General features: G+C 35.9%; 23 protein-coding genes and 1 pseudogene. 15 read left to right on the top strand and 9 right to left on the bottom strand.

Annotation, left to right across the window (positions count from 1 at the left end):
- Window positions 1-101 precede the first annotated feature (101 nt).
- The 6 genes from ACEYOS_RS09355 to ACEYOS_RS09330 form a co-directional block, all read right to left on the bottom strand.
- A complete protein-coding gene (locus ACEYOS_RS09355; protein ID WP_373748066.1) occupies window positions 102-218 on the bottom strand; it encodes a helix-turn-helix domain-containing protein in 117 nt (38 codons plus the stop codon).
- Between the two features lie 10 nt (window positions 219-228).
- Complete coding sequence (locus ACEYOS_RS09350; RefSeq protein WP_373709001.1) at window positions 229-465, bottom strand: XRE family transcriptional regulator; 237 nt, start codon at window positions 463-465, stop codon at window positions 229-231.
- A gap of 26 nt (window positions 466-491) precedes the next feature.
- Window positions 492-1,067: a hypothetical protein gene (locus ACEYOS_RS09345; protein WP_373709002.1), complete on the bottom strand. Its 576-nt coding sequence runs from the start codon at window positions 1,065-1,067 to the stop codon at window positions 492-494.
- 198 nt (window positions 1,068-1,265) lie between these two features.
- Window positions 1,266-3,020 carry an aspartate--tRNA ligase gene (aspS, locus tag ACEYOS_RS09340; protein WP_373709003.1) on the bottom strand — a complete coding sequence of 585 codons (1,755 nt, stop codon included), beginning with the start codon at window positions 3,018-3,020 and terminating at the stop codon, window positions 1,266-1,268.
- 156 nt (window positions 3,021-3,176) lie between these two features.
- A complete protein-coding gene (locus ACEYOS_RS09335) occupies window positions 3,177-3,386 on the bottom strand; it encodes a helix-turn-helix domain-containing protein (RefSeq protein ID WP_373709004.1) in 210 nt (69 codons plus the stop codon).
- Window positions 3,387-3,388: 2 nt separating this feature from the next.
- Window positions 3,389-3,985: a DUF2975 domain-containing protein gene (locus tag ACEYOS_RS09330; RefSeq protein ID WP_373709005.1), complete on the bottom strand. Its 597-nt coding sequence runs from the start codon at window positions 3,983-3,985 to the stop codon at window positions 3,389-3,391.
- Between the two features lie 405 nt (window positions 3,986-4,390).
- Here ACEYOS_RS09330 and ACEYOS_RS09325 point away from each other — a divergent pair, with 405 nt between their 5' ends.
- On the top strand, window positions 4,391-4,687 hold the full coding sequence (locus ACEYOS_RS09325) for a 30S ribosomal protein THX (protein ID WP_373709006.1): 297 nt from the start codon (window positions 4,391-4,393) through the stop codon (window positions 4,685-4,687).
- Window positions 4,688-4,721: 34 nt separating this feature from the next.
- On the opposite strand, the gene ACEYOS_RS09320 is transcribed toward ACEYOS_RS09325, so the two are convergent.
- On the bottom strand, window positions 4,722-5,384 hold the full coding sequence (locus tag ACEYOS_RS09320) for a DUF937 domain-containing protein (RefSeq protein ID WP_373709007.1): 663 nt from the start codon (window positions 5,382-5,384) through the stop codon (window positions 4,722-4,724).
- A gap of 73 nt (window positions 5,385-5,457) precedes the next feature.
- The gene (locus tag ACEYOS_RS09315) at window positions 5,458-5,964 is read right to left on the bottom strand and encodes a DUF2480 family protein (protein WP_373709008.1); all 507 of its coding nucleotides are present in this window, start codon (window positions 5,962-5,964) and stop codon (window positions 5,458-5,460) included.
- A 97-nt stretch (window positions 5,965-6,061) separates the two neighbouring features.
- On the opposite strand from ACEYOS_RS09315, the gene lpxB reads away from it, so the two are divergent.
- The 14 genes from lpxB (at window position 6,062) to trmB (ending at window position 23,142) form a co-directional block, all read left to right on the top strand.
- The gene (lpxB, locus tag ACEYOS_RS09310) at window positions 6,062-7,168 is read left to right on the top strand and encodes a lipid-A-disaccharide synthase (RefSeq protein ID WP_373709009.1); all 1,107 of its coding nucleotides are present in this window, start codon (window positions 6,062-6,064) and stop codon (window positions 7,166-7,168) included.
- 51 nt (window positions 7,169-7,219) lie between these two features.
- Entirely contained in the window at window positions 7,220-8,995 is a 1,776-nt protein-coding gene (locus ACEYOS_RS09305; protein ID WP_373709010.1) for a ComEC/Rec2 family competence protein, read from the top strand.
- A 123-nt stretch (window positions 8,996-9,118) separates the two neighbouring features.
- Entirely contained in the window at window positions 9,119-9,781 is a 663-nt protein-coding gene (locus ACEYOS_RS09300; protein ID WP_373709011.1) for a succinate dehydrogenase cytochrome b subunit, read from the top strand.
- A 57-nt stretch (window positions 9,782-9,838) separates the two neighbouring features.
- Window positions 9,839-11,851, top strand: coding sequence for a fumarate reductase/succinate dehydrogenase flavoprotein subunit (locus ACEYOS_RS09295; RefSeq protein ID WP_373739237.1), 2,013 nt, complete (start codon window positions 9,839-9,841; stop codon window positions 11,849-11,851).
- Between the two features lie 20 nt (window positions 11,852-11,871).
- Window positions 11,872-12,639: a succinate dehydrogenase/fumarate reductase iron-sulfur subunit gene (locus ACEYOS_RS09290; RefSeq protein WP_373739238.1), complete on the top strand. Its 768-nt coding sequence runs from the start codon at window positions 11,872-11,874 to the stop codon at window positions 12,637-12,639.
- A 183-nt stretch (window positions 12,640-12,822) separates the two neighbouring features.
- Window positions 12,823-14,328, top strand: a complete 1,506-nt coding sequence (locus ACEYOS_RS09285; protein ID WP_373709879.1) for a TlpA family protein disulfide reductase — start codon at window positions 12,823-12,825, stop codon at window positions 14,326-14,328.
- A gap of 77 nt (window positions 14,329-14,405) precedes the next feature.
- Entirely contained in the window at window positions 14,406-14,711 is a 306-nt protein-coding gene (locus tag ACEYOS_RS09280) for a hypothetical protein (protein WP_373709878.1), read from the top strand.
- A 98-nt stretch (window positions 14,712-14,809) separates the two neighbouring features.
- Window positions 14,810-16,219 carry a 23S rRNA (uracil(1939)-C(5))-methyltransferase RlmD gene (gene rlmD / locus ACEYOS_RS09275; protein WP_373797564.1) on the top strand — a complete coding sequence of 470 codons (1,410 nt, stop codon included), beginning with the start codon at window positions 14,810-14,812 and terminating at the stop codon, window positions 16,217-16,219.
- Window positions 16,220-16,238: 19 nt separating this feature from the next.
- Window positions 16,239-16,718, top strand: a complete 480-nt coding sequence (locus ACEYOS_RS09270; RefSeq protein ID WP_373709876.1) for a DUF6452 family protein — start codon at window positions 16,239-16,241, stop codon at window positions 16,716-16,718.
- Entirely contained in the window at window positions 16,684-17,343 is a 660-nt protein-coding gene (locus tag ACEYOS_RS09265) for a DUF6048 family protein (protein ID WP_373709875.1), read from the top strand. Before ACEYOS_RS09270 ends, ACEYOS_RS09265 begins: the two co-directional genes overlap by 35 nt.
- A 252-nt stretch (window positions 17,344-17,595) precedes the next feature.
- The gene (locus ACEYOS_RS09260; protein WP_373709874.1) at window positions 17,596-20,514 is read left to right on the top strand and encodes a reprolysin-like metallopeptidase; all 2,919 of its coding nucleotides are present in this window, start codon (window positions 17,596-17,598) and stop codon (window positions 20,512-20,514) included.
- Between the two features lie 178 nt (window positions 20,515-20,692).
- Complete coding sequence (locus tag ACEYOS_RS09255) at window positions 20,693-21,484, top strand: hypothetical protein (protein WP_373709873.1); 792 nt, start codon at window positions 20,693-20,695, stop codon at window positions 21,482-21,484.
- A gap of 134 nt (window positions 21,485-21,618) precedes the next feature.
- Entirely contained in the window at window positions 21,619-22,389 is a 771-nt protein-coding gene (locus ACEYOS_RS09250; RefSeq protein WP_373709872.1) for a DUF6759 domain-containing protein, read from the top strand.
- Between the two features lie 78 nt (window positions 22,390-22,467).
- A complete protein-coding gene (trmB, locus tag ACEYOS_RS09245) occupies window positions 22,468-23,142 on the top strand; it encodes a tRNA (guanosine(46)-N7)-methyltransferase TrmB (protein WP_373709871.1) in 675 nt (224 codons plus the stop codon).
- A 102-nt stretch (window positions 23,143-23,244) separates the two neighbouring features.
- Here the strand turns inward: trmB and ACEYOS_RS09240 are convergent.
- Window positions 23,245-23,447, bottom strand: a pseudogene (locus ACEYOS_RS09240) (30S ribosomal protein S2); the annotation flags it as partial.

The following is a 23,447-nucleotide window of genomic DNA, read 5'->3' as shown; positions in this document are numbered from 1 at the left end:
TTAAAAAGTAAGATTATATTTGCTTTAATTAAAAAAAAGCCTCACCGTTTTTGATAACAATGAGACTTTTTATATTGATTTTGAAATGTAAGTAGGGAATTTTAAACTCCTAAAACGATAGAAGCATCAATGTTTAATTTTTTGCTTATTTCTCTTGCAACTTTAAGTGTAGGTTCAGATTTTCCTGTTAAATATTTACTTACTCTTGAAGTACTGATGTTTAAAATTTCAGAAAATTTCAGAAAGTTTTACCTGAGAAATATTTATTTCAAACATTCTCAATTTTATAAATTCCTGTAAAGTAGGAGTTTCTATAGGGAAATGTTTTTCCTCATAATCTGCTACCAAATCAGAAAGAAAATCTAACTCAATGAAATTTTTATCATTCATTGATGTTTCATTTCCCACAACTTGCAACAATTCTTCAATTCGTTCGCAACTTACTTCGTACTGTTTTTTTGTCATGATATTAGATTTCTGAAAAATTAATTTTATACATTTTTGGTATGAACATTTTTACTTTTTTTTAAGTTCAAGACAGAAAAAATGAGTATAATCAAAAGCGGAGATAATAAAATCCAAATCAAATATTTATCAAAAACTTTTCTCCATGTAAATGGAAATTCTAATTGGAAAACTCCATTGTTATGTGTGAAATAATATTCCTTTTCTTCAGAATTAGACAATGCATAATTATCCTCTACCCAGCAGTTTATTATCAATTTATTAGCGGGTCTTAAATTTCCTAATGAAATTTGATTGCTAAACTGCCCATCTTTAAAAAATTTCCCTTGTAAATTTGCTTTATAATAACCTGAAAGTGGTAATTCTAGTTTTAAACTATCAATAACTTTATTACCTTGATTTTCAATTGTAAAAGTCCATAATCTTTTATATTCTGGTAAATGCTCTATTTCGAATTTTGAATCGTTGAGGAGTCCTTGATCATTACTTCTTTTTATTTTAATTACTAAAGAATCTAAATTATAATCCTTCAAAGGATCTTTACTTTTTTGTAATATTTTTATTGAATTTTTAAAGATAGCATAGTCTTTTTGGAGACGCAAATATTCTGGTGCTGTTGAATATATGTTGTAAGAAGCTTTACATGTCGCTTTATAAATCTTTATTATTAAAAAAGTTCAAAATTTGAATTAAAATCCAAATACCCTCCTACTATCGCTAGTAGGAAAGTGACAAAATTTTTAATTTTGTTATCTTCTTTCATCTGTTTTGTATGAAATTATAAAAATAGTGAAGTAAATTTATGCTTTTAAATTCAATTTTAATTCCAACTCATCCAACTGCTCATCAGCAATAGAACTCGGTGCATCGATCATCACATCTCTTCCGGAATTATTTTTCGGAAAAGCGATATAATCTCGGATCACTTCATTACCGTCAAGAATTGCAACCAAGCGGTCGAATCCTAAGGCTAAACCTGCATGTGGCGGCGCTCCATACTGGAAAGCATTCATTAAGAATCCAAATTGTGCTTCTGCATCTTCTTTCGTAAATCCTAAAAGATTAAACATTTTTGCCTGTAAATCTTTATCAAAAATTCTTACCGAACCACCACCGATTTCATTTCCGTTTAGGATCAAATCATAAGCATTTGCTCTGGCTTTGCCTGGATCGGTTTCTAATAAATGAACATCTTCCGGTTTTGGCGAAGTGAATGGATGGTGCATTGCGTGGTAACGATTTGTTTCTTCGTCCCATTCTAATAATGGGAAATCGATCACCCAAAGTGGTGCAAATTCTTTTGGATTTCTTAATCCTAATCTATTTCCCAATTCCATTCTCAAGGCAGAAAGTTGGGTTCTTACTTTATTTTCATTTCCGGACATGAGGAAAATTAAATCTCCTGCTTTTGCGCCGAATTTTTCTGTAATTTTCTTTAGATCTTCTTCGTTGTAAAATTTGTTTACCGAAGAAGTAACAACACCATCATTCTGGAACTTGATCCAAATCATTCCGTTGGCGCCAACTTGTGGACGTTTTACCCAATCGATCAATTCGTCGATTTGTTTTCTGGTATAATCTGCGCAACCTGCAACATTGATTCCGACCACCAATTCTGCGTCGTCGAATATTTTGAAATCTTTTCCTTTGACCAATTCATTCACTTCCACGAATTCCATCCCGAATCTGATGTCTGGTTTATCGTTTCCGTATTTCTGCATCGCCTCGGCGAAAGTCATTCTTGGGAACTTTCCGAATTCTTTTCCGGCAATATCTTTTAATAATGTTGCAGTCATTCCTTCGAAGATTTCCAAGACATCTTCCTGCTCAACGAAAGCCATTTCACAATCGATCTGCGTAAATTCCGGTTGACGGTCTGCTCTTAAATCTTCATCGCGGAAACATTTTACGATCTGAAAATAACGATCCATTCCACCGATCATCAATAACTGTTTAAAAGTTTGTGGCGATTGTGGCAAGGCGTAAAATTGTCCCGGATTCATTCTGCTTGGAACTACGAAATCTCTAGCGCCTTCGGGAGTTGATTTAATAAGAACCGGAGTTTCTACTTCGATGAAATCTTGTTCAGATAAGTAATTTCTCACTTTCTGCGCCATTTTGTGACGGAAGATCAATTTATCTTTTACTGGATTTCGTCGGATATCCAAATACCTGTATTTCATACGAAGTTCTTCACCACCATCGGTTTGATCTTCAATCGTAAAAGGTGGTGTTTCTGATTCGTTTAATATTGTCAGTTTCTCAACGAGAATTTCTATTTCTCCAGTCGGTATTTTTGGATTTTTACTAACTCGTTCAATGACTTTTCCTTCGATTTGAATCACAAATTCTCGTCCTAATTTGTGAGCGTTTTCTAATAATTCTGCGGATGAACGGTCTGCATCAAATACCAATTGGGTAATTCCGTACCGGTCGCGTAGATCGATCCACATCATAAAACCTTTGTCACGAATGGTCTGAACCCAGCCGGAAAGGGTTACGTTTTGATCAAGATGTTGGATATTTAATTCTCCGTTGGTGTGCGTACGAAACATATTTTAAGATATTTGATGTTAGACTTTAGATATTGAAAATGGTCTAAAATTTCAGGTGCAAAGATAAGATTTTTGAGTGGAAGGTGTAAATAAAAACCTCGCTTTTAGTAAGCGAGATTCTTGTGATCATTGTCGGTTCTTTTATGAAATCATTTATTAATCTTCGGATTGAAATTCGAGCAAGTCTCCAGGCTGACAATTCAGAGCTTTACAAATTGCGTCAAGCGTAGATAGTTTTAATGCCTTAGCCTTACCGGTTTTTAAAATGGATAAATTAGCCTGGGTAATTCCTATTTTCTCAGCGAGTTCCTGACTTTGCATCTTGCGTTTGGCGAGCATAACGTCTATATTGATGATGATAGCCATAATTAAATTGTTAAATCGATTTCAGATTGCAGTTCGTAGCCTTTCTTGAAAAACTGTACAATAAATAAAACCATGAGTCCTAAAAATCCTAAAAAGAAAAATTGTAGAAAAGCAGGACCCTTAACTGATCTGAAAGCGACCATTTCAACGATCGAGAATAGCCCAACAACTAAATTTAGATAGCCAAATCTTTTCAGCCATTTGATTGCTTTAGCATTAAATAATTTTTCAGAACTCATTTCTTTCAAACTTTTATAGGAAAAGAAGAAAAATAAAGTAATAAAAAGTATTCCAATTGTATTGTTAAAGATTTGCGAGATTCCATAAACGCCAGTAGCAGCCTGCACTTGCGTAAAAGGATAATTGATTTTAAACTTAAGCACGTCGTTCATTGGAATGGTCCATTTGTTTTGAGTCCAACCAACATCTTTACTTAAAATGAAAGTATTCGAGAAGATCTGGCTACCGGACTGATGCTTGTAAAGAAGTATGGAATGGCCAATAACATGATAGATAAAATGCACGAGGCAAATTACGAAGACGAAAAAGAGTAAATAACTGAGGTACTTCGAAAGTGAGTTTTTTCCTACGATTTTCATAATGGTTTATTTTAATTATATCGTAAATGTATATATAATTATTGAATTACAATAAATAATTATTAAAAATTGTATAGAATTTTTGGAATAGGCGAAGTAAGCGGTTAAAAGAATGATTGATTTCCCATTGTAAAAAATATACCATTCGTAATCGCTATGAATTAGATCTCTGGTTTTCACTTAGCAATATCTCGCGTGAGGGATTGCAGTGGAAATCCCGGAATGAAGCAAAGCGGAATGAGGAATTGCAACGGAAAGCCCGACCCGAGCGGCTGGAGATATTCACGAAATTATGATAAGCATGGAAAGGGGCACGCCCCAAAAACTTTATGATTTTTTAAGAAACCCCTTCGCGATATATTGTTTAACTTTGTGTAAATCAACATCAAAAAAATAAAATTAATTATGGGAAAAGGAGACAAAAAATCTAGAAAAGGAAAAATTATCGCCGGTAGTTATGGTAAGAAAAGACCTAGAAAAGACAGCTCGGTAAATAATATCCCCGTAAAAGTTTTAGATGAGGATGATAAAAAAGCTTCCAAAGAAAAGGTAAGAAAAGAGGTTGGTTACCCAACTGAAAAATCTGAAAATGCGGAAGTAGAGAAAAAGCCCAAAGCTGCCGCAAAACCGAAAGCAGAAAAAAAGGAGGAAGCTACAGAAGCGAAACCAAAAGAAGATAAAGCCAAAAAAACCGGAGAATAATCTTCGGTTTTTTTTTATACTCAATTAGGGAGATTTATTTTCCGCCTAAGATGCTTCCTAGAAGTCCACCCAAACCACCTTGAGATTGCTGCTGTTGACTACCACCACCAAGAACGCTACCTAAAATGTCGTTTAGTGGATTTCCTGATGATTGCTGTTGACCACCGCCAAGAACACTTCCTAAAATATCATTTAATGGATTTGAAGAATGAGCTTGAGCTTGATTTTGAGCATTCCCCAAAATTCCACCTAACAAATCTCCTAAACCTCCACCAGAAGTAACTCCGTTTGATTGTTTTTCCTTTCCGATATATCCCATGATCAATGGTGCTAACATCGCTAAGATGGGACCAATTTTATCCATTGAGATACCAGTATTCTGAGATAACTGATTTTCTACACTTGCTTTTTGACCTCCAAAAACATGATCTAAAATAGAACCGCCTTCCTGTTGTCTGGCCGTTGCTTGAGATGGATCGTTTAAGATACTTCCGTCGTGATCTTTGTCGAGCGCATTGTTCAAAGCTTCGGCTTCATTACTGCTTTCCTGTGATTTTTTTCTTAAATAAGAAATAACCAATGGGGCGGCAACTGCCAATAAAGCGATTACTTGATTTTTGCTGATTCCGAATTTGTTTTCGGCTTCTGAAGCGACTTGATTTCCGGCGCTGCCTGTTAATAGGTCTATTAAACTCATAGTGTTTTTGTTTTATGTTATTAAAAATTGACAATCAAAGTTAGCAAAAAATAGTCCAATTTTTTTGAAATATTTAATTTTTAAAGATGGGAACGTTGGAACAAGCTTCACCGAACATCAATGATTTTACCAGTGGTTTCAGTTGTTCAACCAGTTCAATATACGCGTTTTCTGGAATCGTTTGATCACTGCATCCTTTTACCAAAACTCTTTTGCCCATTAATTCTGAGAAGTCGTATGTCTGAATTGCAGTATGCATTAACAGAACTTCCAGATCTTGTTTATTTCCGAAGACGATTTTTTTTGCACCGTCGGTCAGCTTTGCTGTAATTAGAAAATAAGCCCATAGTGGAACGATCGCATCTGCAGAATTATAAATATAAATGTATGCATCTTCGTATTCTTCAATATTGATAAGATCTACTTTTTCACGGAAATCTTTTTCTTTTAAGATTAATTCTTGGAAGAGGAAATCTTTCAAATCGATGCCGATTCGTTTGCCTTTTGGAAGCAACTGTGCGAGGTCGAAATTGACCAGTCCGCTTTCGGCTATTTTATTTTTTATTTCTAAATCAGACATTTTTTTATTTTATCTTTGAACAAAATTAAGGTAAATAATCGATTTTAAATGGACGGTTGCGAAATCTAAAATCTAAGATCAAAATCCAAAATATCAATTGAAATATTACATCATTGCTGGAGAAGCATCTGGAGATTTGCACGCTTCCAATTTAATGAAATCGCTTCTCAAGACGGATTCCAACGCAGAGTTTCGGTTTTGGGGTGGAGATTTGATGACAGAAGTTGCTGGATTTGAGCCGGTGAAGCATTACAAAGATCTGGCCTTTATGGGTTTTTTGGAGGTTGCTAAAAATTTGAGAACGATTCTGAAAAATATTAAATTTTGTAAAGAAGATCTGAAGAGCAATCAACCTGATGTTTTGATTTTGGTTGATTATCCAGGTTTTAATTTAAGGATCGCTGAGTTTGCAAAAAGTTTAGGAATAAAAGTCGTCTATTATATTTCACCGCAACTTTGGGCGTGGAAAGAAGGTCGTGTAGAAAAAATCAAAAAGTTCGTCGATGAAATGTTGGTGATACTTCCTTTTGAAAAGGATTTTTATAAGAAGCATCAAGTAGAAGCGCATTTTGTGGGACATCCTTTATTAGATGCTATTTCTGATTTACCGGAAATTAATATTGAGGAATTTAAAAATGACCACAACTTAAACGAAAAAGATATCATCGCACTTTTACCAGGTTCCCGTGAACAGGAAGTGACGAAAATGCTGGAGTTAATGCTTTCCGTTCGTCCTCATTTTAAGGAGTATCAGTTTGTCATTGCAGGAGCGCCAAGTTTACCGAAAGAGTTTTATCAAAGATACGTTGATGAAAATGTTCATTTCGTTTCCAATAAAACTTATGATCTATTGAGATGTTCAAAAGCGGCGTTGGTTACTTCGGGAACGGCAACTTTAGAAACTGCACTTCTCAATATTCCTGAAGTCGTTTGTTATCGAAGCAGTACCATTTCTTATGAGATTGGAAAACGGGTGGTGAAAAATATCAAATACATTTCTCTCGTCAATTTAATTATGGATCAGGAAATAGTGACCGAATTAATTCAAAGCGATTTGAACACCAAGAATTTGATCAAAGAATTAAACTCAATTCTGGAAGGGGAAAGAAGAGAGGAGATGTTGGCGAACTTTAAAAACCTTCGAATAAAATTAGGAGGAAAAGGAGCGAGCGATGAAGCTGCAGCTTTAATTGTTAAAGGGTGATTTGACTTGTGATTTTATCAGCGTAAGTTGATAATTTTACGGAAAAAGAAGTTGCACAAAGAACCTTTATTTATTCTGTTTATCTGCTTTGTTCTTGGAGCTTTCCTTCAGGATTATTTTTTATTTTCTGACATTTATGTTTATATTTTACTGATTACTAGTTTGTTATCGCTGTTCTTTGTTGTGATTAAAAGCTTTTATGTTTATAGATTTCGCGTTGTACTGTTTGGTTTTTTCTTTTTTACCACGGGTATTTTCATTCATTCGCTACATTCTCAAAAACCTGAATTACCGTTATTAAAAGGGAAGGAAACCATCACCTTTAAAATCACCAAAAAACTCAACTCCAACGAGAAGAACCGGCGCTATGAAATTGACGCCTGGCAAGATGAAGCGTATTTTAAAAGTGTTCTTTCATTTTCGAAAACTCAACCGGAATTAAATTATCAACATTATTATCTGGGCGAAGTTTATGTTAACCGGATCGAGAAACCGTACAGCGATTTTCAGTTTGATTATGGTAAATATCTTTCCAGAAAAGGAATTTACTTTCAAAGTTATCTGCCTAATTCTTTAAAGATTGCCAAACGAGACGATCTTTCTTTCGCGGAAAAAGTAAAACAGCGGCGTTCAGAAACTTTGGCAAAGATTGATCAAACCAATTTGAAAAAGAGAAGTAGAGAATTCGCAAAAGGCATTATTCTCGCCGACCGTACAGAAATGGATCAGGAAACTGTACGCGACTTCCGCGATTCTGGGATGATGCATATTCTGGCGATTTCTGGAACGCACATGGCGATTATTTTTGGAGTGATTTTGTTGCTTTTAAATTTTATCGTTCCACCAAAATACCGTCGGCAAAAAATAATTGTGGCTCTTCTCTTAATTTGGTCTTTTGCCGTTTTTATCGATTTTGGTAATTCTGTCGTCAGAAGTTGCATCATGATTTCTGCTTATTATACTTTTGTTTTATTGCAAAGAAAAACCGATTTGCTCCATTCGATGGCTTTGGCAGGTTTTGTGATTTTGATTTTAAATTCCAATCAACTTTTTGAAGTCGGTTTTCAATTAAGCTTCGCAGCTGTATTCGGGATCTATTGGTTTAATCAGCCGATTTTAAAATATTTACCGAAGGCGAAAAATAAGTTTCAGAATTTTATGCTGAATGTTTTTTCGATTAGTTTGTCTGCGCAACTTGGCACAATTCCTTTGGTTATTTATTACTTTCATCAATATTCGGCAGTTTCGATTGTGGCGAATTTGGTGATTATTCCGTTTGCTGAATTGGTGATTGTCTTTTCGCTATTAATGGTAATTTTGATTTCAATGTCCATTAGTTTCGGTTGGCTAAGTTCTATTTACGATGAACTGATTACTTTTACTTTAAAGTTAATTCATTTCTTCGCCGACGCGGATTCTTTGATGCAGAGAATGATCCCATTAACGTTATTGGAAGTTCTGCTTTTATATCTTCTCTTTTATTTTCTAAGATTTGCGATTCAAAAGTTCAGTATTAAAAACTGCTCGCGAATTATTTATTTCGTCTTAATTTTCGTCTCTCTTCGATTCATGCTGAATTACAGAGCTGAACAATTGGATGAGGTTTTAGTTCATCAGTTTTTTAAAGAAAAAATTATTTCCGTTAAGGAAGGACAGTCGGTGCATTTTTATTGTTCAGAAAACATCAGTCAGGAAAAAGTTCGACAATATATTGTAGAACCCTATCTTACTTCACGACGAACCAAGAATTTTTCGGTCATCATTGTGCCATCAAATATTTCTTTATTAAATTTGCAAGGTCAGCAATATGAGCTCTATAGCAAATGATTCGAAGTTGTTATATCTGTCTTATTTAGAGTGATTACAAACTAAAATATTCTGACATTCGTCACGTGCAATTGGTGCCACAATTTTCTAACTTTGTGGGAATTTCAAATTTAAACATTAATTATGGCAGGATTAACTAGTTCTACTATTGGTAGAAAGTACGCAATGGCATTATCTGCAATGTTCTTGCTCATTTTCCTATTGATTCACCTCTTCGTGAATTCACTCTCAGTTTTTAGTCCAGATGCATTTAATTCTGCATCTGAATTTATGGGGTACAACCCTTTAATTCAATTTTTGATGCAACCTATTCTTGGTTTCGCAGTTATTTTTCACTTTGTATTGGGTTTTGTTCTGGAAATCAGAAACAGAAATGCAAGACCAGTGAAATATGCGGTCAACGGATCAGCAGCGAACTCAACTTGGATGTCTCGAAATATGATTATTTCAGGATTAGTTGTATTGGCATTTTTAGGATTACACATGTATGATTTTTGGTGGCATGAGATGGACTACAAATATATTGTAGGAAATGTTCGTGATGAAGCACGGTATTGGCCAGAACTTCACGCACAGTTTGGGAACATCGCAAGAGTTCTTTTTTATGTAGTTGCTTTTGTATTATTAGGGCTGCATTTATCACACGGTTTCCAATCTTCTTTCCAGTCGGTAGGAGCAAGACATCCAAAATACACTCCTGTTATTAAAGCAATTGGGACTTGGTATTCGATCCTTATTCCTGCAGGTTTTATTTTTGTAGCCGTTTTTCATTACGTAACTCAATAAATTTTAAATTTTATATCGACATTAAAATTTAAAATCTAAAATTTAAAATTTCTAAAAATGAGCAAATTAGATTCAAAAATTCCGGCTGGTCCTTTAGCGGACAAATGGAAAAATCATAAAGATCATATGAACTTGGTTTCGCCGAACAACCGTGATAAAATTGATATCATTGTTGTAGGAACTGGTTTAGCAGGTGGTTCAGCTGCCGCAACTTTAGCAGAGCAAGGATATAATGTAAAAGCATTTTGTTACCAGGATTCACCACGAAGAGCGCACTCGATTGCTGCACAAGGTGGAATTAATGCTGCTAAAAATTATCAAGGTGATGGTGACTCAACTTATCGATTATTTTACGACACGATTAAAGGTGGAGATTACCGGTCAAGAGAAGCTAACGTTTACCGTTTAGCAGAAGTTTCTGCAAGCATCATCGACCAGTGTGTCGCACAAGGTGTTCCCTTCGGACGCGAATATGGTGGTCAGTTAGACAACCGTTCGTTTGGTGGAGTTCAGGTTAAAAGAACGTTCTACGCAAAAGGACAAACAGGACAACAATTATTATTAGGAGCCTATTCAGCCATGAGCCGACAAATCGGTAAAGGTAGAATCAAAATGCATAACCGTCACGAAATGCTGGATTTAGTAATCGTTGATGGAAAAGCAAGAGGGATTATCGCCAGAAACTTAGTGACTGGAGAAATCGAAAGACATTCTGCTCACGCGGTTGTTGTTGCTTCTGGTGGTTACGGAAATGTATATTTCCTTTCAACCAATGCAATGGGTTCTAACGTTTCTGCAGCTTGGAAAATTCATAAAAAAGGAGCGTATTTCGCAAATCCTTGTTATGTACAGATTCACCCAACTTGTATTCCGGTACACGGTGTGGCACAATCCAAACTGACTTTGATGTCAGAATCTTTAAGAAACTCAGGAAGAATCTGGGTTCCTAAAAACATCGAAGATGCAGTTGCAATCCGTGAAGGAAAACTAAAAGCAGAAAGTATCGCACCTGAAAACCGTGATTACTATTTAGAAAGAAGATATCCGGCATTTGGTAACTTGGTTCCACGTGATGTAGCCTCGAGAGCGGCGAAAGAAAGATGTGATGCAGGTTTCGGAATCGAAAACAATGATACTCAAGAAGGGGTTTACTTAGATTTTTCTACTGAAATTCAGAAGAAAGGTAAAGAAGCTGCGATTGAGAAAAATGTTCATAATCCTACCGAGCAACAAATTTATGATTTAGGAAAAGCTTGGATCGAAGAAAAATATGGTAACCTTTTCGTGATGTACGAAAAAATTACTGCCGACAATCCTTACGTAACTCCAATGAAGATTTATCCAGCGGTTCACTATACCATGGGTGGTGTTTGGGTTGATTATAATTTACAGTCTACAATTCCTGGGTGTTTCGTCATCGGAGAAGCGAATTTCTCTGATCACGGTGCCAACAGATTAGGAGCTTCAGCCTTAATGCAAGGTTTGGCTGACGGTTATTTCGTTCTTCCTTATACGATTGCAGATTATCTTGCAGCCGATATTAGAACTGGAGCAATTGCGACCAACACTCCTGCGTTTGATGCAGCTGAAAAAGAGATTCAAGATAAAGTCAATTTCTTTATGACCAATAATGGTTCTAAGACGGTAGATTATTTCCACAAAAAATTGGGTCACATTATGTGGAACAAAGTTGGAATGGGAAGAACACCTGAAGGATTACAAGAAGCCATTAACGAAATTGAAGAAGTTAAAAAACAATTCTGGGCAGACGTAAAAGTTCCAGGAGAAGCAAACGGAATGAACATGGAATTGGAGAAAGCCTTCCGCGTTGCAGATTTCTTAGAGTTAGGACAATTGATGGCGAAAGATGCTTTAGCAAGAAAAGAGTCTTGTGGTGGGCACTTCCGTTGGGATCACGCAACACCAGAAGGTGAGGCAGAGAGAGATGATGAAAACTTCAAGTATGTTGCGGTATGGGAATATCAGGGAGATGATATCAATCAAGAAACCATGCATAAGGAGGATTTGATTTATGAAAATATCGAAGTTAAAACAAGAAGTTATAAATAATCTCCAAAAAAGTTAATAAAATGAGTGCACAAAAAGGATTAAACCTGACTCTGAAAATTTGGAGACAGAAAAACAATAAAACAAAAGGACAGTTTGAGACCTACAAAATCTCCGACGTTTCTAGGGATTCTTCTTTCCTCGAAATGTTGGATATGCTCAACGAGAACCTCAACAACGAAGGTCAAGAGCCTATCGCTTTTGATCATGATTGTAGAGAAGGTATTTGTGGAATGTGTTCATTGTACATCAATGGACGACCGCACGGACCTGACACTGGAATCACGACTTGCCAGTTGCACATGAGAATGTTCAAAGATGGTGAAACCATTCACATCGAGCCTTGGAGAAGCGCTGCCTTCCCAATCATTAAAGATTTAGTGGTTGACAGAAGTGCTTTTGACAGAGTAATGGCTGCAGGTGGATTTATCTCGGTAAACACTTCAGGAAATACTTTGGATGCCAACGCAATCCCAGTTCCGAAAGATGATGCTGATGACGCGATGGATGCTGCAGCTTGTATCGGTTGTGGAGCTTGTGTTGCAACTTGTGTCAACGGTTCTGCAATGTTATTTGTAGGTGCTAAAGTTTCTCAGTTCGCCCTACTGCCACAAGGTAGAGTAGAAGCGAAGAGAAGAGTACTGAATATGGTAACTGCAATGGACGAAGAAGGTTTCGGTAACTGTTCAAATACCGGCGCTTGTGAAGTAGAATGTCCGAAAGGAATTACTTTATCAGTGATCGCCAGAATGAACAGAGAGTACTTTGTAGCGAATGTAGATCAAGGCTAACATTGCTTTGACAATTATAAAATACTGCTTTCAGAAATGAAGGCAGTTTTTCTTTGTTAAACTTTCACAAATCTTAAGAATATATTTTTAATAACTCGGTGAAAACCTTATTTTTGCAGCAATTTAAAAACCGACTTGGTCGGTTTCATCAATTTTAATTCAATAAAAGAAAAAACAATAAAGATGAGTAAGTATTTTTTTATGCTAATGGTTGCCTTCGTTGCAATGTCATGTTCTAAAAAAGTAGAGGTTACGGGTAATTTCGCCGGTGGTTCTCCTTTAGAAAGAATAGAATTTATAGAAGCTTCAGGAGTGGCAACTCTTCCGTTAATGAATATCGGAGTAGATAGCAAAGGAAGTTTTGCTGGTAGTTTCGAAGCACCAAAAGACGGAATGTACATAATGACCTATGCGGGTAAACAAGGAATGATTTATTTGAAAGGTGGACAAAAACTGAATATTTCAGGTCAGGCAGAAGCTTTCCCAGGCAAATTTACAGTGAGTGGTGATGCTAAAAAAAATAACGACTTTATTCAAGAAGCCTTAGCACAAATTCAAACCTATGCTACCCAAATCAATGTTGGTGAAATGGTAACGAAAGATGAAGCAACCTTTTTAAAAGAAGTTGAAAAAGTGAGAGTTGAATTAGAAAAACGCATCGATGCAGCAGCAAAGAAAAGTTCTCCAGACAGCGACGCGGTTCAGTGGAAAAAAGACGAAATGAATGCAAGTATTCTTGGGTTAATGAGTCAGTATGAAATGAATCACGCTCAGGCAACAGGAAAAGCAGATTTCAAAGTTTCTAAAAACTTTACAGATGCTGAAGCAAAACTAAAAAAAGACAACGATAGAATGTTGAAAAACCAACCGATTTACAGAAACTATTTGTTAGGTAAATTGAGTCAGGAATTTCAAACGTATGCCACTGCCAATAACAAATCAGGAGAAGAAACTTCTTCTGTATTATTCTCCCAGTTTTTAGATACGAAAAAAGATATGCCTCAGTTAGAGAAAGATTATTTGTTGGCTTTCGTAATGTCGAACAGCGATATCAATCCTTCAACAACTCCAGAAAATTCAGCGAAGATTAATAAAATCATTAATGAGAAGATTAAAGATTCAGAAATCAAAAAAGATTTAGAGCGAATTCAATTTGTTCTTTCTGGTCCTAAAATGGGCGAAGCGATTGCTTCATCTCCATTGGTAAAAGAAGATGGCAGCGCTTTTAAATTAACAGACAACAAAGCAAAACCTGCAATGGTGATGTTTTATGCTTCTTGGAATCCTTACATCAATGAGGCGACCGTGCCTGTTTTAAGAGAAGTAGCCAAATTTTATCAATCGAAAATGGATTTCATCTACGTTAATTTAGATGATACCAAAGATCAGTTTGTGAAAACAAGCAAAGCAATGTTACAAGGAATGGCTGGAACAAATGTTTACGCGGACGGCGGCATGAATTCTCAAATTGCAAAAGATTTAGGGATTTATGGTTTCAAACTTCCTTCGTTCATTATGATCGACAAAGAAGGTAAAGTAGCGAGCAAGTTCTTCTACAATTTAGGTGATCCTGAATTGGTGACGATTCTTGACAAATTAACTGGTTTAAAAGCTCCAATGGCACCAGAAGCAACCTTGCAAAATGATTTAATTGCTCCACCAATGGAAGCAGCTCCAGCGACGAAATAGTTTTTACTAAATTTAAAATATTGATCCTGCACAATTGTTGTGTAGGATTTTTTTATCTTTAAATAAAACTTACCCTCATGAGAAAAGAATTGTTAGTTCCTCAAAACGCCTTATACCTGCTTATCTTATTGAGTTTCATTTTTACGTTTTTTAATATCACTTTTGATATTACCAGCGTTGGTATTCCGTTGGAATGGGGCAGGATTTTAGTAGTTGTAGGTTTGGTAGCTAGTTTTGTGGTTTCTGTGGTCTTGATTGTGGATGTATTTAAGAATGATGTGAATGGAAAATATCTTTGGACTTTGGCTTTTTTAATGTCAGCTGGTCTTTTGGGTTATTTCTATTTGAGAAGTCGTGATCACTATTTGAGTAGAACTAATTAATGAACAGTCCTCTAATTGAATTTCTTAGAAAAATAGAATACGGGTTAATTCCCGTTTTTTTATTTTAAAACCTTACTTTTGCCGTCAGAATATTTATAATGAGAAAGAGAAAACAAAATATAATATTAGAAAATATAAAACTGGTTTCAGCTGGTTCAAAAGGCGTTTCTGTGGGTAAAACAGACGAAGGTAAAACTGTTTTGGTTTCTGGTGCAGTACCTGGCGATGTTGTAAATGCCCGAGTGAAAAAATCGAAATCAAATTATTTCGAAGCAGAATTGATTGAGATCGTAGAAAGATCACCTTTTCGCGTGGAGCCAAGATGTATTCATTTCGGTGTTTGTGGCGGCTGCAAATGGCAGAATCTTTCTTATGAAAAACAACTTGAAGTTAAACAGGACGAAGTTTTTAACCACATCAAAAGAATTGGCGGAATCGAAGATTTTGAAGTAGTACCAATTCTGGGGAGCGCTGAACAATACTTCTATCGCAATAAAATGGAATTTTCCTTTTCGAATGCGCGTTGGTTAACTCAGTACGAAATCAGTTCTGAAGAAAATTTTGGAAATAGAGACGCTTTAGGTTTTCATATTCCAGGAATGTGGAGTAAGATTTTAGATTTAAAAGAATGCTTCTTACAGGAAGATCCATCGAATGCGATGCGATTGGCCATAAAAAAGCATGCGGTAGAAAATGGTTTAGAATTTTTTGATGTTAAAGGTCAACAAGGATTTTTGAGAACCGTAATGTTCCGTCAGAATTCAAAAGGAGAATGGATGATTTTATTCCAGTTGTTCCGTCAAGAGAAAGAAAATCAGCAGAAACTCTTCGATTTTATGTTGAGTGAATTTCCACAGATCAAAACTTTGCTTTTCTGTATCAATTCAAAACAGAATGATTCATTGTACGATCAAGACGTTCAGCTTTATTTTGGTGACGGCTTTTTAATGGAAGAAATGGAAGGTTTGAAATTTAAGATCGGACCAAAATCTTTTTTCCAAACGAATTATAAACAGGCTTTAAACTTGTATGCAAAAACTTTAGAATTTGCAGATTTACAAGGTCATGAAGTTGTGTACGATTTATATACCGGAACGGGAACAATTGCGCAATATGTTGCCCGAAAAGCAAAACAGGTGATCGGAATTGAATCCGTTCAGGAATCAATTGACGCTGCAAAAGAACACGCAGAATTGAACGGTTTAACCAACTGTACTTTCTATTGTGGTGATATGAAGGAAATTTTTAATGATGAATTTATCGCGCAACATCCGAAAGCTGATGTTTTAATTACCGATCCACCAAGAGACGGAATGCATCAAAAAGTAGTCGAGCAAATTTTAAAAATCGCTCCTGAAAAAATTGTTTACGTAAGTTGTAATTCTGCAACTCAGGCGAGAGACTTAGCACTGATGAAAGACCATTATAAATTAGTGAAAATTTTACCGGTTGATATGTTTCCACAAACGCATCACGTTGAGAATATTGCGCTTTTAGTAAAGATTTAATTTTATTTAAATTTGATTGATGAAGTTCTTGAAAATATTTTTTATTTCGATTTTTATCCTTTCGCTTGCTTCATGCGGAAGTGATGATGATATCTGTATCAGTGGTGAAGCTACGCCGAGAGTGAAAATAAAATTCAAGACGAAAGCGACCGGAAAAATGAAAACCATGGATTCTCTTTTCATCGCTGTAGATTATGGAGTTGGACCAGTGGCCGTTTTTGGAACCGTTTCAAAAACAGATTCTGTATTGATTCCTTTGCGTGTGGACGAAACTCCTTTTACCAAAATGTATGTTGGCATTTCCAGAACCGCCGTAAATTCAGAGATCAAAATAAATTATACCACCGATTCAGAATATGTTTCGCCGGCGTGTGGCATCAAAAAACTCTATCAAAATGTGAATACGGAGCTGGAAGTTCCCAACGCAGTGTTAGGAGTTGAACAAAATCAAACCCAAATTATCGATGAAAGCAAAACGCATCTTTATCTTCTTTTTTAGTTTTCTTTTAACGGTTACTTTTGCTCAGAAGAAGAAAGATTCTCTGGAAGTAAAATGGAAGTATGCACCTAATTTCTTAGTCGGCTTCGATGTTTTGAATGCTGGGATTGGTGCTTTCTCTGATCGTCAATTATTTCAGGGTTTCGTTTCATCTAAGGTTAAAGGAAATTGGTATGCGATTGCAGACGCTGGTTTCGAAAATAATATTTATCAGAAAAATGGTTATGATGCGTCGGTTAGCGGTCCATTTGTTAAATTAGGAACTTTATATATGTTAGCCAACGATGCAGAAAATCCGATGAATGGTTTCTTTGTCGGTGGAAAAGTAGCTGGGTCATATTATCAACAGGAATATAAAGCGGTGCCTATTCGTGGATTTGGTGGAAGCGATGTTTCGCAGGCATTTCCACAATCTAACCAAAGTTCTTTATGGATGGAACTGAATATCGGTGGAAGAGTACAGCTGTTCGAATCGCCGTTTTACATCGAAGCAACGGCGCAACCAAAATACTTGGTTTTTTCTTCAACCCAAGATGAAATTAAACCGATGATCGTTCCTGGTTTTGGCAAAAGTTCAGCAAAATTCAATATTGGTTTCTCCTGGAATGTTGCATACTCTTTTTAGGAATTTACATATTTGTATTGAGCAATTTGTCCTTATTTTTTACTCTCTTATTTTATTAAAAATTTCTTAAATCTTTTGAGTCTATTTGAAAATTGTCATTTAATATCAATTTATTCTACTGATAATTGAATCACAGGATAAAATAAATAGAGATTATTTTGTAAATTATCATAAATATTGTCAATATTATTTTGAAGACCAGTAAAAAAAAATTACTTTTGGCTAATCATTTTTAATAAATAAATTAGTCTTATGAAGAAAATTTTTACTTCTTTACTTTGTGGATTGATGACAACGGCTGCTTTTGCACAATGGAGCCCCACATCAATGCAAGGTGAGAAAATCCGAACAACATCCAATGTTAAGAGTTACTATGCACTGGATCTTAAGATGATGAGATCTCAACTTGCCAATGCGCAAGAAACCGGTAAGAATGCCGTTCCCGTTGAAATTAAAATCCCTACCCTTAATGGTAAAGTTGAAAGATTTGCAGTATACAGCGCACCTGTAGTTGTTAAATCTTTGCAAGACCGCTACCAATTAGGTTCTTATGTAGGAGTTGGGATTGATGATCCTACTGCGCATATTAGATTTTCTGTAGCGCCAAATGACTTCCAGTCAATGGTCTTCAGAAAGGGCGCTTACGAATTTATCGAACCTCAAAATGCGGATAAAACAGTCTACGGTGTTCATCCTAAAACTGAAAAAGCTGAAGCTGATAAAGCATTTGTTTGTGCGACGAGCGAAGCACCATTAACCAAGAAACAAATCGAAAAGCTTTATTCTGAAGGTAGTAATTTTACCAACAATCCTTTAGATTTTAGTAAATCTTCTGATAAAAAATACAGAACAATGCGTATTGCAATGTCTGTTAACGGCGAATATACCCAATATTTTGGTGGCGTTGCGCAGGCTTTAGTTGCGATCAATGCGACTTTAACCCGATGTAACGGAGTGTTCGAAAAAGACTTTGCTTTAAAGCTTATTCTTCAGGATTTCCCTCAGTTAATTTACACAGATCCAGCTACGGATCCTTATTCTCCTGGTTTAGGTGCCTGGAATGTAGAATTACAAAATACCTTAACAACAGTGATCGGAAATGATGCCTATGACATTGGGCATATGTTCGGAGCATCCGGAGGCGGTGGTAATGCGGGCTGTATCGGATGTGTTTGTATAAATCCTACCGGTTCTGGCAGTAAAGCAAAAGGTTCTGGTATTACATCTCCAGCAGATGGGATTCCAATGGGAGATAATTTTGATATTGATTATGTTGCCCATGAAATTGGTCATCAATTAGGAGCAAATCATACTTTTTCTCATGGTCTGGAAGGTTCAGGTCAAAATATAGAACCAGGTTCAGGATCTACAATTATGAGTTATGCCGGGATTACAGGACCGAATACAGATGTGCAGCCGCATTCGGATTCTTATTTCCATATCAATTCAATTATCCAGGTACAAAATAATTTAATATCTAAAACTTGTGATATAGAAACTGCGACGATCAATAACCCACCAGTGATCACACCGATGGCAGACGTTACGATTCCAAAAGGAACTGCGTTTGTATTGACCGCACAGGCAACTGATGGAGAAAATGATCCATTGAACTACACTTGGGAACAAGTTGACAATGCGACTACTGCGATTAGTAAATCTAATTTAGGAAATACAACAAGTGGAGCGAGCTTTAGATCAATTAAGGGTACAGCTAGTCCGATCAGATTTTTCCCTAAATTCGAAACAGTAATGTCTGGAGTGTTAAGCAATCCTAATGGTTGGGAAGCAGTCTCTTCTGTTGCCAGAAATTCTAACTTTAGAGTAACCGTTAGAGATAATAATCCAGATTTGGCTCAACAGCAAACTCAAGCTGCTTTGCAGAAAGTGACTGTTAGCGCCAACGGACCTTTCAAAATCACAAGTACGAAAGTATATAATAACGCACCAGGTCCTTTAACTTGGGATGTAGTTGGAACCAATGCCGCTCCTTTTAATGTAGCCAATGTTAAAATTGACTATACTTCAGATAATGGTGCAACTTGGACGGTACTTGCAGAATCGACTGAAAATGACGGAACTGAAGATTTTAGCTTTTCTTCATTAGCAACGAATACTGCATTGAAAGTGCGAATTTCTGCAATCGGAAACGTATTTTACACCGTGGCTCCAGTAACGGTATCTGCAATTGTTGCATGTGACGGTACGGCTCCGGCTGGATTAAATGTTACGGGCATGACTGTAAATTCTGGAAAAGTTTCTTGGGATCCAATTGCAAATGCAACTTATGTTTTAAGATACAAAACTTCTACGGAATCTACTTGGACTGAAGTTCCTGTAGCAGCCAATACTTATACGATTACAGGTTTAGATGAAAGTACAACCTATAATGTTGAAGTAGCAGCGGTATGTTCAGGTACCACAGGTGCCTACGCAGCAACAACCTTTACTACACTGATGGTTCAGTATTGTACGCTTACTTCTACAAACTCTACATTTGAATCTATTTCTAATGTGAAAATTACGGCAGAAGGTGCAGCTGGGGTAAACAGTACTTCAGGAGCATCTAATTACACCAACTATTCTGCGGATCCTGCAAGACTTGTAAAATTGATGGCCAACACCAGTAATAATATTTTATCAGTTTCTAAGAAATGGGCAGGCACTCAATATAATGAAGCAGTTATAGTATGGATCGATTTTGACAGAAGTGGAACATTTGATAACGACGAAATCATTATGTCTACATCTCCAGATAAATTAACTCCTGTAACAGAGCAATTCTCTGTCCCTGCTGATGCTTATGTAGGACCGAAAACTGTTGGGATGAGAGTGGCTCTAAGAGATGCTGTTCAAACGAGTCCTTGCGGTAGTTATACTTATGGCGAAGTTGAAGATTATGCAGTAAGTATTGTTGAAAATACCTTAGCGGTAAAAGACACTAAATCACAACAGGTACAGGTTTATCCTAATCCAGCAGTTGATGTATTGAATATTACTAAAGTTACTGACAAAGCAACTTACAGTATTTACAATATGGCAGGTCAAGCAGTTAATAATGGTAAAGTTGTTAATAATAAAGTACAGGTTTCTCAATTACAGAAAGGAGTATATATTATTGTAGTAGATAACAAGGGTGACGTAACTAAAGTTAAGTTTATCAAAAAATAACACTTTATTTTTAATTATTACAATCCCTGGAAATTTTTCCGGGGATTTTTGTTGTAGAGAAGTGCGGGATATGTTAAAAGCAATTAACATTATTTTGCAATCTTTAACCAAACTTTAACCACGATTTGTACTCCAAACAAGAATTATTTACTAAAAATTCATTTATTTTGCGCACTGTATGAGGAAGCTTTTATTACTGCTCACTTTTTTTATTTTAATTAAAGTTCAGTCCCAGTTTTTTTCCGGAGAAATTTTAATCAGAGACATATCTGTTTATTATCTTAACCAAGTGTACGTAACGAATATTACGGCTCAAAAGACTGTTTACACAGACTACTTTGGAACTTTTAAAATCCCTGCAAAACCAGGAGATGTCATTCGATTCACTTCCATCGTAACGGATAGAAGAGATGTGACCGTAACCGCGGAGCAACTAGCAACCAATAAAAATTTTGTTGAATTAAAGATCGCTTATTACGATATTCAGGAGGTGGTGATTAATAAATTTAAACCAACCGGAAATCTCCGAAGAGATGTAACTTCTCTCAAAACTGGAGAAAAAGTCTATGAGCTGCAAAAGATGATTGGTCTTCCCGCTCCTCAAGGTGACGGTACCTCGCCGGTCCTGCCTGTTGCCGGCTTGAGTGGAGGCGGACTTACCTTTAGTTTAGGAAGTATCTATGACATTCTATCAGGAGAGCGTAAAAAGCAAGAACGTGCGCAACAATACGAGCGGATGAATTCTGCAGTTACCAATATTAAAAACTACTATGGGGAAGCTTATTTTTCGAATCTAAAAATTCCGGCGAATCTTATTGAGAACTTTTTACAGTTCGTCTATACTTCAGATGACATTTATCCTTTTGTTAAAGCAAACAATTATGAAGCAGTTGGCGTTTACATCGATAAATATTTACCGATCTATCAACGGAGATTAAAAAACTCACAATTGATGAATGATTTTAAGTAGTCGATCTGACCGTGAAAACACCTTTTTTTGCAAATAATTTTTATCTTTGCTAAAACATTTTAATTAACTGATGAAATTAATATTTCTAGATTTTTAATGGACTCACAGATTAAGCATTTTTTAAAAATTAAATTATGACAGCATTGAGAAAAATTTCACTTCTCCTACTACTTTTTTCTTTTCTAACTAATTTTTCAGCACAACGAAAAGGCAAAGATTTTAGCAAAATCATGCACAGCACGAGTATCTATGAAGTTGATGCTTATCTTAGAATTGCTCATCCAGATGATCCTAAACGATTAATTTTGAAACCGAGATTAATTGAAATGATCAAAGAATATATCAGGACAGCACACCCTGCGGATAGTAAAGTTGCTGAATTGCAAAAAAAGATGGCGATTTTGAGAACCAAACCTTCGACCAGAATTAGCTATTCAGAAATTTCAGAAGCCAACAGACAGAAGCAAATTGCTAAATACCAACAGAGACTTGATGAAGAACGCAAACAAAATAATGATGGCGTTTCCCAAGCTCCACAAGAAGCGATGTATGCAAATTCTAATACATTAAATGATGCAGAACAGGAGGAATTTAAAGTATTGATGACCTTAACCTCGGATGAACATAAAGATAAAACAGTCAATATCTTAAATTCTCTTTTTGATAATGATCCTAATAGTAAAGAAAGCATCGTTTTAATAGAAAATAACTCAGACTGCAACATGATTGTAAGAATCGAAGGCGTAGGGACCAGCAATTATAAATTAGCAGTTCCCTCAAAGTCTGAAAATTCAATTGTCGTACAAAAAGGCAGTTATTTATTTTCGAGCAATGTTTGTGGATCGCTATATGCTGCACAAAAAACGGTTCAGAAAGCAATTATGGTATCCTTGAATAATCCATAACAAAATTACTCTTGAGAAATTTTTCATTTCTCAACATTTAAATATTAGTAACTAAGTCTCGCGGACATCTCCGAAAATATGGGTAAAAATAAAATGGCAAGATTTGCCGAAAATAAAACACTGCCAAATGTTTTTCAACCAACAAGAGCCGAGGCATTGGCTGACTTCCATCTAAAGGGAAAATGGCGACAGGAAGTATTTAAAAATGACAATCCTATTGTATTAGAATTGGGTTGTGGCAAGGGAGAATATTCCGTGGGCTTGGGTAGAGCCTTCCCAGAAAAGAATTTTATTGGTATCGATATTAAGGGTGCAAGGTTTTGGTTCGGAGCGAAAGATGCCATCAACAATAACCTAAATAATATTGCGTTTCTAAGAACGCAGATTGAATTGATTGATCACTTTTTTGCCGAAGATGAGGTCGATGAAATCTGGATTACCTTCCCAGATCCCCAAATCAAATACCGGCGTACTAAACACAGAATGACCCATCCCGATTTTCTGGAACGCTACAAGAAAATTTTAAAGAAAGATGGAATCATACATTTAAAAACTGATTCAGAGTTTTTGCATGGATATACTTTAGGACTTCTTCAAGGTTTAGGTAAGGAAATTATGTTCGCAAACCACGATATTTATGGCGCGCCAGAATTCGATCCAGAAACTCCGCTGTTGAGAGAAATTAAAACCTATTACGAAGGTTTATTTGAATCGAAAGGTAAAACTATTACCTATATCAAATTCAAGATATAATAGACACTTTTTTTAAAAAGATGAGAATAGATCATTCATTATAAAGCACAAAAAAGGTTCAGAAAATTAATTCTGAACCTTTTTTATAGGGTAGATAAAATCTTATTCTGCTGCCGGAGCTTCAGAAGTAAAATCTGCATCAGCATCAGCTGAAACTTTTTCTCCTTCTTCTTTAGATTTTTCTTTATCTGCTTTTCTTTGAGACAATCCTTCTTTGATAGATGATGAAACAATTCTCAAGATCATATAGATAGATTTAGATGAATCATCATTTCCAGGATTCACGTATTCCACTTTTCTTGGAT

The sequence above is a fragment of the Kaistella sp. genome, assembly GCF_041824135.1.
In the GTDB taxonomy this organism is placed as follows: Bacteria; Bacteroidota; Bacteroidia; order Flavobacteriales; family Weeksellaceae; genus Kaistella.
Note: the sequence above shows the minus strand (reverse complement) of the source record. Positions and strands in the feature narration are given on the sequence as shown.

Bases quoted from the DNA above. Each gene is read 5' to 3' on its own strand.
- ACEYOS_RS09270 (WP_373709876.1), top strand. From the start codon at position 16,239: ATGAAGTTCTTGAAAATATTTTTTATTTCGATTTTTATCCTTTCGCTT.
- ACEYOS_RS09260 (WP_373709874.1), top strand. From the start codon at position 17,596: ATGAAGAAAATTTTTACTTCTTTACTTTGTGGATTGATGACAACGGCT.
- ACEYOS_RS09265 (WP_373709875.1), top strand. From the start codon at position 16,684: ATGAAAGCAAAACGCATCTTTATCTTCTTTTTTAGTTTTCTTTTAACG.
- ACEYOS_RS09335 (WP_373709004.1), bottom strand. From the start codon at position 3,386: ATGGCTATCATCATCAATATAGACGTTATGCTCGCCAAACGCAAGATG.
- ACEYOS_RS09290 (WP_373739238.1), top strand. From the start codon at position 11,872: ATGAGTGCACAAAAAGGATTAAACCTGACTCTGAAAATTTGGAGACAG.
- ACEYOS_RS09255 (WP_373709873.1), top strand. From the start codon at position 20,693: ATGAGGAAGCTTTTATTACTGCTCACTTTTTTTATTTTAATTAAAGTT.
- ACEYOS_RS09295 (WP_373739237.1), top strand. From the start codon at position 9,839: ATGAGCAAATTAGATTCAAAAATTCCGGCTGGTCCTTTAGCGGACAAA.
- ACEYOS_RS09330 (WP_373709005.1), bottom strand. From the start codon at position 3,985: ATGAAAATCGTAGGAAAAAACTCACTTTCGAAGTACCTCAGTTATTTA.
- aspS (WP_373709003.1), bottom strand. From the start codon at position 3,020: ATGTTTCGTACGCACACCAACGGAGAATTAAATATCCAACATCTTGAT.
- ACEYOS_RS09280 (WP_373709878.1), top strand. From the start codon at position 14,406: ATGAGAAAAGAATTGTTAGTTCCTCAAAACGCCTTATACCTGCTTATC.
- ACEYOS_RS09315 (WP_373709008.1), bottom strand. From the start codon at position 5,964: ATGTCTGATTTAGAAATAAAAAATAAAATAGCCGAAAGCGGACTGGTC.
- trmB (WP_373709871.1), top strand. From the start codon at position 22,468: ATGGGTAAAAATAAAATGGCAAGATTTGCCGAAAATAAAACACTGCCA.
- ACEYOS_RS09285 (WP_373709879.1), top strand. From the start codon at position 12,823: ATGAGTAAGTATTTTTTTATGCTAATGGTTGCCTTCGTTGCAATGTCA.
- ACEYOS_RS09325 (WP_373709006.1), top strand. From the start codon at position 4,391: ATGGGAAAAGGAGACAAAAAATCTAGAAAAGGAAAAATTATCGCCGGT.
- rlmD (WP_373797564.1), top strand. From the start codon at position 14,810: ATGAGAAAGAGAAAACAAAATATAATATTAGAAAATATAAAACTGGTT.
- ACEYOS_RS09250 (WP_373709872.1), top strand. From the start codon at position 21,619: ATGACAGCATTGAGAAAAATTTCACTTCTCCTACTACTTTTTTCTTTT.
- ACEYOS_RS09350 (WP_373709001.1), bottom strand. From the start codon at position 465: ATGACAAAAAAACAGTACGAAGTAAGTTGCGAACGAATTGAAGAATTG.
- ACEYOS_RS09300 (WP_373709011.1), top strand. From the start codon at position 9,119: ATGGCAGGATTAACTAGTTCTACTATTGGTAGAAAGTACGCAATGGCA.
- ACEYOS_RS09320 (WP_373709007.1), bottom strand. From the start codon at position 5,384: ATGAGTTTAATAGACCTATTAACAGGCAGCGCCGGAAATCAAGTCGCT.